Raw genomic sequence first — 6972 nt, 5'->3', positions numbered from 1 at the left:
CTTCAGCCTTTGGGGCGTGAGTCATCACTAGGTCTACATCGCCATTCTCACCCATGCGAAGTGATTTACCTGTACCCGCCGCTAAAACATCAACTTTGATACCCGAATCTTTTTCGAACTCAGGTAATAAGTAGTCAAGTAGACCTGAGTGGTAGGTACTTGTGGTTGTTGCCAATTTGATATGGGTGGTGTCTTCCGCGCTGCTAGCCGTGTAACTGACGATAGATAGAGCTGCAATAGTTAGGGGAATTGCTTTCATTATTATTATGTCCATTCTGTTATAAATGAATGACATGCCTTCAGTTTTAAAGGGCTCAAAAAAGGGCATGTGCATAAGACGCTAATTGTTGTAATTAGAAATCTACACCTTATAAGCAATCTTAATGCCAATAAATCATGCATCAGATCTCATTAAATTGCTGTTATTTCGGACAAAACTGCGTCATTTAGCCCTCTAAAATGAATCAAAACATGAGCTAGGACAAAATGTCGCACATTGTCCCTGCTGCACAAAAGGTTAATTGGTACACTCTGTCCCAACTTTCCCCACCGGCTAATCATTATGTCTTTACCTAGTTCATCTGCACCCAACCTCAATCCGAACACATTGACTCAATATCAAGCGTTTTCCGTCTTGGTTGTGGATGATGAAATGGGTATGCAGGCTATTTTAAAGAAAGCACTGGGTAAGTTCTTTGGCAAGGTATCGAGTGCAGGGTCGGTTGAAGAAGCCGAAATACTGCGTTCGAGCGAGCATTTTGATCTCATTGTTCTTGATATCAACCTGCCAGGTCGGTCTGGTATTGAGTGGGAAGAGGCGTTTAACGACAACGACAAACGTGCCGATGTGATTTTCATGACAGGTTATGCTGATTTAGAGATGACTATATCCGCGCTTAAGCTTGGTGCTTCAGATTTTATTCTTAAGCCGTTCAACCTCGAACAAATGATACAAGCGGTTCTGCGTTGTATGGACAAGCGCCTTGACCAAAGAATGCAGTACGCGTTGAAGCGCGATGTTAGCCGTCATATCAAGACCGAATTGATCGGCAATTCAGACAAGACTAAACAGCTCAAATTGCTGATCAGTCAATTTGCACCGTCAAGAGCATCAGTTCTTATAGAAGGTGAGTCGGGTACGGGTAAAGAGTTAGTTGCTCGTGATGTACATGAAGCCAGCAAGCGTAGCGGCCCATTTGTGCCAATCAACTGTGGAGCGATTGCGCCTGAGCTTTTAGAAAGCGAATTGTTTGGCCACACGTCTGGTGCCTTTACTGGTGCGAAGAAAAACCGTGAAGGTCTGTTCAGAGTCGCAAGTGGCGGCACGCTGTTCCTTGATGAGATCGGTGAAATGCCACTGCCAATGCAAGCAGCGCTGTTACGTGTGTTAGAGCAACGTACTATTCGTCCAGTTGGCAGTGAGAAAGAGATCGCTGTCGATGTACGTGTCGTCGCAGCAACAAACCGAAACCTTCAAGAAGAGGTCGATAAAGGCCACTTCCGTCGCGATCTGTTCTACCGACTCAATGTACTTAAGATTGATGTTGTGCCATTGAGAGAACGACCGTCTGATCTGATAGAGCTTGTTCCATACTTCACTCGTCTTTTATCTAGTGAACTGGGTATGCCGGTTCCAAACTGGGCACATGAAGATATCTTGGCAATGAATGAATACGAATGGCCGGGCAATATCCGCGAACTTAAGAACTTAGTCGAAAGATGCATTCTTTTAGACAAGCCACCAGCACACTATTGGCGAGAAGTGAATGGTGATCCAGCCCCAACCAGCATTTCAGTGACGGTGTCACATGGGGCGGAAATACCAAACTTGAATAATGTAGACGCAGCTGAGGGTTACCCGAACACTTGGACACTCAAAGAAGTAGAAAAATCTCACATAGAACAACTGGTGAGTTTTCATGATGGCAATAAATCTGCAGCAGCGAGAGATCTCGGTGTGGCGCGTAAAACACTAGAGCGTAAGTACAAAGAGTGGAACACAGAAGGCTCTGAATATGCCGATTAGACGTCATTGGTGGACAAAGTGGGCGTTCCGGTTCAAAACCATGGTGCGTTATCGCCTGCTATTTCTAACATCCGCTCCCATCATTCTTACCTTATGTGCGCTTGTCGCTATAACACTGTATTGGTCAGTACATTACACGTGGCAGGGTGCTTTGATTGATGTCGATGAGCGTTTGGATGTTGCCGACAACAGTATCCATCTAATTCAGAACCAACAGGCCTATAACGTTCAAGCATTTGCTGAGTCTTACAACTTCCGAATCAAACTCACGAGTGATATTTCGAAAGAAGAGCTCACACGTTGGGTTTCTGAAAACAAATCTCGCTATGAACTCGATTTCTTGCGCTGGCGTAGCGTCGAGAGCATGGAGAAAAAGCTTGAATACCTCAACCTGACACACAAAGAATCGTTCTTTAGTGTATTAAACCAAAACCAACTCAACGATTTAGACCAAAACCTTGCCAGGCAAGCCGAAGTCCCAATGCTCAATAGTCAAAACGTTGAAACTCGAGGTTTAGTTAGCCGCACCGTTGTGTCGATTCGTGACAAGAATGATCACGTAATTGGTTTTCTTGATGGCGGGATCCTCCTTAATAACAGCACACAGTTGGTTGATCAGATCAGCAATCTCATTTATCCGCAACGCGAGGGCTTTAATCGCCGCATTGGTACCGTCACTGTGTTCCTTGATGACCTACGTGTCAGCACTAATGTACCGTTGAGCAGCGAAGAAAGTGCAGGGCGCGCAATTGGTACTCGTGTGTCTCATGAGGTTCATTCTAAAGTATTGAATGAAGGTAAAGAGTGGCTAGATAGAGCGTATGTTTACGACGCTTGGTACATCACTGCGTATCAACCGATTCATGACCAATTCGATAACGTCATCGGCATGCTTTATACCGGTTACTTGATTTGGCCATTAGTGGAAACGTACTTAACCAACCTGGGTGAAATCAGCATTACGATTGTGTTGTTGCTACTGGCTTCTGGTTTGATCGTTCACCGTGGTGCGCGTGATCTTTTCAATCCTATTGAACGCATTCATAAAGTCGTCAAGCTAGTCCAAATGGGGCAAGACAAGCGAATCGGTACTCTGGGCTTGAACGATCAACACGAGCTCACTTTGCTCGCTAAACAATTCGATAAGATGTTGGATTTGCTGCACGAACGTAATCAAGAGATCCAACAAGCCGCTTCAGAACTCGAATGTAAGGTTCATTCTCGTACTGCTAGCTTGAAAGAGAAAACCGAAGAACTCGAACTGCATATCAAGCTGTTGAATCAAGCTCGAGACAAGCTGGTGGTCAACGAAAAGTTAGCCGCGCTAGGCGAATTAACCGCGGGCATTGCCCATGAGATTAATAACCCTACAGCGGTAATTCTTGGCAATGTAGAGTTGATGAAGTTTGAGCTCGGTGACGAAGTCGCTCGTGTAGACGAAGAAGTCCACGCGATCATGGAGCAGATTGACCGAATCCGAAACATCACACGAAGCTTGCTTCAATACAGCCGACACGGCGGTGTACAAGACGAAATTACGTGGCAACATATCAATCCAATCGTGGATGAAAGTATTACGCTCGTAAAAACAGGCGCGAAAAAGAAAGGCATTGTCTATGTATCACAACTGCATGCTAAAACGTCTGTGGAAGTTAACCGAAACCAACTTTTGCAGATTTTGGTTAACCTACAGATGAACGCGATTCATGCCATGGGCGGACAGGGCACATTGACTATCTCAAGTGAAGACTGGGTGGAGAATGGCGTATCTCATGGTGCAATCGTTCATGTTGAAGATGAAGGGTGTGGTATCAAAGAAGAACAATTGAAACGCATATTTTCGCCTTTTTATACCACCAAACGTGACGGTACAGGCTTAGGCTTATCAGTATCTCAAAGTATCTTGAGCCAAACGGGTGGCGAGATCCGAGTTGAATCTGAGGTAGGCAAGGGAAGCCGCTTTAGTATCTACCTTCAGCAAAAAGCGACACCACAGTTATTGGTCTCAAACCTATAATTTTTTTAGCTTTAAGCTCGAATCGAATCCAACCATATTATCACCTGATAATATTTCTACTGCGCTTGGGCTGTTACATGAACGTTTCAGCCCAAGCACGAAAATCCTGCACTACTAAACTATCGCCAACTAAATCTCAACCTCTGACTGTTTGACGAGCACCTCTTTTTGAATATGTAACACAGTGTATATCTTTTGATCTTGATGCATATCATCTGAACTGTACGGATTTTTGATACATTGACCCCAAATTCATAATCAAAAAATATAATAAAGTCAGTCAGCTATGAAATTAAGTAATCTATCTATTAAATCAAAACTTATCTCCATCGTCATTTTATCGGTTGTTCTATTGGTAATGGCGTCATCTTTCAACCTAATGCAACAACGTGAAAGCTCAATGCAAGAGCGCCAAGATAAACTCAGTGCTCAAGTCGAAACCGCGGTCAGCTTAGCGAGTTACTATTACAGCCAACGTAACGTGCTCGGTGAAGAAGTAGCAAAGAAACAAGCGCTGCAAGCAATTGAAACGCTTCGTTACGACACCACCAATTATTTCTGGATCTTAAACCAACAACTCAACGTTGTTATCCATCCATTAAAACCTGAACTCAATGGCAAGAACGCAGGTAACTTTAAAGATGGTGCAGGTAAACACCACTGGCGTGAGATGGTCACCATTTCACGTACCCCAGAGGAGAAAGGGTTTCTTGATTATCAATGGATGAGCCCGCAAGGTGAACTCAAAGACAAGATCTCATATGTACAGCTATTCCCTGAGTGGAATTGGATTGTTGGCTCGGGAATCTTAGTTGCGGATATTCAAGACGCCTTCTATGCACTAGCGCTCAAAGAAGGGCTGGTCGCGGTTGTATTATCAGGCCTGTTGTTTGCTATGGGCTACGCGATTTCTAACAATATCCTTGTGCCACTTAACAAGCTTATCGACAACACCCATAAGATTGCCGATGGGGATCTTCGTGTACGCATGAACATGACACGTAAAGATGAACTGGGCGATATGAGTAATCAAATTGATACCATGCTCAACAAGTTACAAAGCACGCTTCGTACAGCGAATGAATCAGCAGGTTTATCCAGCAACATGGCGAGTCACATTGCACAAGCCAGTGAAGAGGCTGCGACCAGTGTTAACTCACAACATGCACAGCTTGAGTTGCTATCGACAGCGATGACAGAAATGAGTGCCACCATTTCTGATGTCGCTGTTAATGCTGAAAATACTGCCGCAAGCACCAATAAGGTTGTCGAGCACGCAAATCAGAACGACCAGAACATGCAAGTAACGTCTAAAACAATATCTCAAGTTTCAGAAAATATTTCGACGGCGAACGATCTCGTCAGAGACTTACAATCTGGTGTCACAGAGATAAGCCAAGTGGTGAGCGTGATACGTGATGTCTCTGAGCAAACGAACTTGTTAGCACTTAATGCGGCAATAGAAGCAGCCCGAGCAGGTGAGCAAGGAAGAGGGTTCGCGGTAGTCGCAGATGAAGTTCGTAACCTCGCAAGCCGCACTCAAAACTCAACCAATGAAGTTCAATCGACGATTGAAAAACTGACTCAGCAAGCCGAGCGTACCTTTAAAGCAATGCAAAGCAGCAATGAGAAAGTCGATCACAGTGTTGTCGCGTCTAACGAAACACGCCAACAACTCGATGTGATTGTAAATGAACTGCACAACGCCAACGACATGGTCGCGCAAATCGCCGCCGCCTCGGAGCAACAAAGCACGGTAGCAACCGAAATGAGTGAAAGTGTCACTGGGATTCATCTGGCGGCTAACGAAGTATTGCAAGCTTCACAGTCGTTAGCTGAGGATAGCCAGAAAATGGCCAACACTACAGAACACCTTACTGATCAGTTAAAGTACTTTAAGGTCTAAGCGAAAACCTCATAAAAAAACACCTCCGCACTTGAGACAAGTTCGGAGGTGTTTTTGTTTGTAGATGACTGGATTGTTAACTTGCTCAACAAAAGAAGAGCGTTAAGAAAAAGAAGCGCGTTAAGCCAATCTTGTTAATGTGCAGTCACTGAAATCTTCGGAGGGTTGATATTGTGTTTTCTAAACTCTTTCATCACACGCAAGGTAATATCGGTTTCAAACAGCTTCTCATACGCCGTGTCGACCACATAGGCCTTACAAGTTAACTGTATCGCCAAGTAATTATCCGTGATCGTCTGTTTGACCAGAACCGTAACAGGCTTCGGCAAGTGGATGTAACGACTTGAAGACGCCGCTTCTTGAATCAGGTCTCGAGCTAGGGTGATGTCTTCATTCATACCGACATAAAATGGAATCACCACCTGCATATCCAGCGCGCCATAGTTACCACTGGTCGTTACTTCGTTTAAGAACTTGTTGTTCGGGATCGTGATAATGTCGTCGTTCAGGGTTCTCATTCGAACAGAACGCAAACCAATGGTAATGATGTCGCCATAGTTACCTTCGAACGTGACACGGTCACCAACTTGAAAAGGTCTGTCAATCATCACCGTGATACCGGCGATGAATGACGCAGCCAAGTCTTTAAGCGCAAAGCCGACCGACACGGCGAGGGTACCACCAATCAAAGCTAAGATTTGATCGTTGATTCGAAAACTCATCATGAACACAATAAGGCCGGTGCTCACGTAAATAAAGAACTGAGTAAATGACTGCAGTTTCTGTAGCAGCATTCGATATTGCACGAACTGACTACCAAAACTGGTCACCAACGAATTGATGAACTTCAGTAACAACCACATTGCGGCAATAACGATCATGGAGAAGAACACACCGCTCCAACGCACCAAACTCGCAATCTTTGAGATGTTTTCTACGTTAGCTAACTCTTCCGTCGCAAAGGTCGGGAAACTGACAGCACTTGCCAAGCCAACAAATAGTAGGATAAATAACTTCTTCATT

The 6972-nt window shown here is 44.6% G+C and carries 5 protein-coding genes; 3 read left to right on the top strand and 2 right to left on the bottom strand.

Going from position 1 to position 6972, the window contains the following annotated elements:
- Window positions 1–259: substrate-binding domain-containing protein (locus tag AACR09_RS20485; protein ID WP_228010778.1), on the bottom strand; the 259-nt coding region annotated here is incomplete at its 3' end.
- A 303-nt stretch (window positions 260–562) separates the two neighbouring features.
- Here AACR09_RS20485 and AACR09_RS20480 point away from each other — a divergent pair.
- From AACR09_RS20480 to AACR09_RS20470, 3 genes are all read left to right on the top strand, one after another.
- Window positions 563–2026 (top strand): sigma-54-dependent transcriptional regulator, encoded by a 1464-nt coding sequence (locus AACR09_RS20480; RefSeq protein WP_193835603.1) that lies wholly within the window; start codon window positions 563–565, stop codon window positions 2024–2026.
- Window positions 2016–4043, top strand: coding sequence for a sensor histidine kinase (locus AACR09_RS20475; RefSeq protein ID WP_193835602.1), 2028 nt, complete (start codon window positions 2016–2018; stop codon window positions 4041–4043). The genes AACR09_RS20480 and AACR09_RS20475 overlap by 11 nt, the downstream gene beginning before the upstream one ends.
- A 286-nt stretch (window positions 4044–4329) precedes the next feature.
- Entirely contained in the window at window positions 4330–5949 is a 1620-nt protein-coding gene (locus AACR09_RS20470) for a methyl-accepting chemotaxis protein (protein ID WP_065682421.1), read from the top strand.
- A 134-nt stretch (window positions 5950–6083) separates the two neighbouring features.
- On the opposite strand, the gene AACR09_RS20465 is transcribed toward AACR09_RS20470, so the two are convergent.
- On the bottom strand, window positions 6084–6971 hold the full coding sequence (locus AACR09_RS20465; RefSeq protein WP_004733762.1) for a mechanosensitive ion channel family protein: 888 nt from the start codon (window positions 6969–6971) through the stop codon (window positions 6084–6086).
- Between the last annotated feature and the right edge of the window lies 1 nt (window position 6972).

The sequence above is a fragment of the Vibrio sp. OPT20 genome (genome assembly GCF_963889365.1).
GTDB classification, from domain to species: domain Bacteria; phylum Pseudomonadota; class Gammaproteobacteria; order Enterobacterales; family Vibrionaceae; genus Vibrio; species Vibrio splendidus.
The sequence above is the reverse complement of the archived record's forward strand: the minus strand, read 5'-3'. Positions and strand labels throughout refer to the sequence as shown.

Coding starts and splice junctions, on each gene's coding strand:
- AACR09_RS20480 (WP_193835603.1), top strand. CDS start 563: ATGTCTTTACCTAGTTCATCTGCACCCAACCTCAATCCGAACACATTG.
- AACR09_RS20475 (WP_193835602.1), top strand. CDS start 2,016: ATGCCGATTAGACGTCATTGGTGGACAAAGTGGGCGTTCCGGTTCAAA.
- AACR09_RS20470 (WP_065682421.1), top strand. CDS start 4,330: ATGAAATTAAGTAATCTATCTATTAAATCAAAACTTATCTCCATCGTC.
- AACR09_RS20465 (WP_004733762.1), bottom strand. CDS start 6,971: ATGAAGAAGTTATTTATCCTACTATTTGTTGGCTTGGCAAGTGCTGTC.